Annotated in this window: 1 protein-coding gene; it reads right to left on the bottom strand. The window is 64.1% G+C overall.

Going from position 1 to position 2,289, the window contains the following annotated elements; genetic code table 11:
* Positions 1 to 343: 343 nt before the first annotated feature.
* Positions 344 to 2,289, bottom strand: a 1,946-nt coding sequence (locus tag EN742_RS32225) for a M23 family metallopeptidase (RefSeq protein WP_148670415.1), incomplete at its 5' end; no start/stop codon positions are given.

Genomic DNA, 2,289 nt, shown 5'->3' with positions numbered 1-2,289 from the left:
GACGTATTTGCTGTTGCCGATCACCAGCGCGACGCGTTTGGGGTCGGGCGCGACGCTGTCGGGCGCGGCGGCCTGGGCGGCGAGCGAGGCCAGGACAAACAGGATAAATCCGCTCAGAAAGACGGCGAACGCTTTCATGGGTCAGCCCTCCGCCCCAACGGGGCGCGCTAGTGGTGTCTGCACATGCTAAAATTCATCCGCGACACAAGTCGCTTCTGCCAAAAATGGCTTCTGGGCGTCTGTGACCCCGGCCACAGTTTTGGTTCACAAAAGGCCCAAAAAAGTTCGCCGATAATAGCACCTGGCAGGGGGAACACCAACGACCCCACCGGTCGAGGGGCGGTCAAAGAGTGTTCTGAACCGAGCTAATGAGGGCGGTGAGGGCCTGCTTGTACTTTTCGAATTCCGGCGACGTCTGGCGGATCTCGGTCGTGGTCGTCGTCTGCTGGCCCGCGTCGGTGGCGACCCGGGCGACCTTCTGGCCCATTTTCCGTTCCGCCCAGTCCATGACGTAGCTGGCCGTCTTGCCGGTTAGGAACGGGTTGGCCTGGATGACGGCCGATCCGAGCACCGCGCTCAGTTGCGTCGAGCCCGGCGCCGCCAGCACCTGGGCCGCGCCTTCCATGCCGAGGAAATGACAGAGATAGAGCCGCCCGGCGGTGATCTGGTGCCCGCGGGCGCGGAGATAGGCCTCGCCCTCGCGCGCCAGGTTGCGCACCATCTCGCGCGACAGCGTGGCGTCGTAGCGAAGCGCGAGCAGGTCGGCGGTCGACAGCGAGCGGGCGAGATCTGGCCTGTAGGTGTTCATCATCCGGATCCAGGTCTTGGTGATGAACTGGCCGGCGCCGGTCGCGGAGGAAAGCGGGTTCTTGGCCCGCGCGCTGCCGCCGCTTTCGACATGGACGATGCGGTCGGTCAGCGTCTCGACGGCAGCATCGCCGGACCCGCCAGAACCGCCTGAAACGTAGCTGGCAACCGTGGTGACCGTTCCCAGCGGATCGATCGCCACGCCGGCCTGGTAGAGCTCGAAATGCAGATGCGGGCCGGTCGAAAGCCCGGTGGTGCCGATATAGCCAATGACGTCGCCGGCCTTCACCTTGGTGCCGACGCCGCTCGCGAGCGCGAATTTCTGCATATGCGCGTAGCGCGTCTCGCGCCCGTTGGGATGTGAAATCTTCACCAGATTGCCATAGCTGCCGCCATCGCCCTGAAAAGTGATCTCGCCATCGAAGGCGGCCATGATTGGTGTACCGATCGGAGCAGCCCAGTCGACGCCCTTATGGATCCGAACCGTGCCGAGGATCGGGTGCTTGCGCGGGCCGAAGGTCGAGGTCATGACCCCGCTCACCGGGGTGACCATGCCGTTGGTCACGGCCAGCGAACGAACCTCGTCATTGCCGGTGACGCACGCAAACTGGCCGTCGCTTTGCTGGAAAACGAAACAGTCGAGGCTTTTCTCGGTGCCCTGGACGCCGACATAGAGGACCCGTCCGGAGATCTCGCTTTGGCCGCGAGGCGTTTGCGAATAGATCAGCACCAGGCGCTGGTCTTCACTGGCGAAGGCGTCGAGATCCTGCCCCCGCGACAGATACATGATCGCCTCGCCGATTACGCTGGTCGGAACCTTGTTGCGTGCGGCCGTCGAATAGATCGCGTCGAGCAGACGATACTGGCGCTTGGGCCCGCCCTCGTCGGATGCGCCTGAATAGTTGAATAGATCCTCGCGGACCCATGGGTCGACGCCCGACACGAACGCTCCCTCGGCGTTGCGCGTCAGTGTCCCGACATAGACGTTCCTGGCGTAGATCGAAACCTGCATGAGCGACGCTGTCGTCGCTTCGCGCGTCGGCCTGAAGCCACGCATGGCCACGACATGGCCCGGTTCCAGGCTTTCCCGTTTGAACAGTGCCTTCAGCGCCTCGCCGGCGAGTTTCGCATCGTCGGCCGAGAAATGCGCGTCAAGCACGACGCTGTCCAGGCTGCGGTCATTGAGGATTTTCACGAACGTGTCTTCGGTCGCCTCGAAGCGCTGGTACTCGCTGGCGACGGTCGCGACGGTCGTATTGTTCTCGATCTCGGTCTTCTTGAAGGCGGGAAGGGCGGCTTCGCCCTGATCGACGGTCTCACCCCAGCCAGCCTCCGGATCGTCGGCATCTGCCTTGGGCGCCGGACCGTCAGGCGTTTCGCTCTCGTCGGGCGCCTGCTGGAGTTCGTTGTCCAGGTCGCCTTGCTGGTCGTCGGTTGCAGCCGGCGCGGGTGGGGCGGGTTGCTGATCGGGTGCGGAAGCCG

Origin of the sequence: Mesorhizobium sp. M4A.F.Ca.ET.020.02.1.1, from assembly GCF_004022645.1 — a bacterium.
Lineage (GTDB): Bacteria > Pseudomonadota > Alphaproteobacteria > Rhizobiales > Rhizobiaceae > Mesorhizobium.
This window is presented reverse-complemented; position numbering and strand designations above follow the sequence as displayed.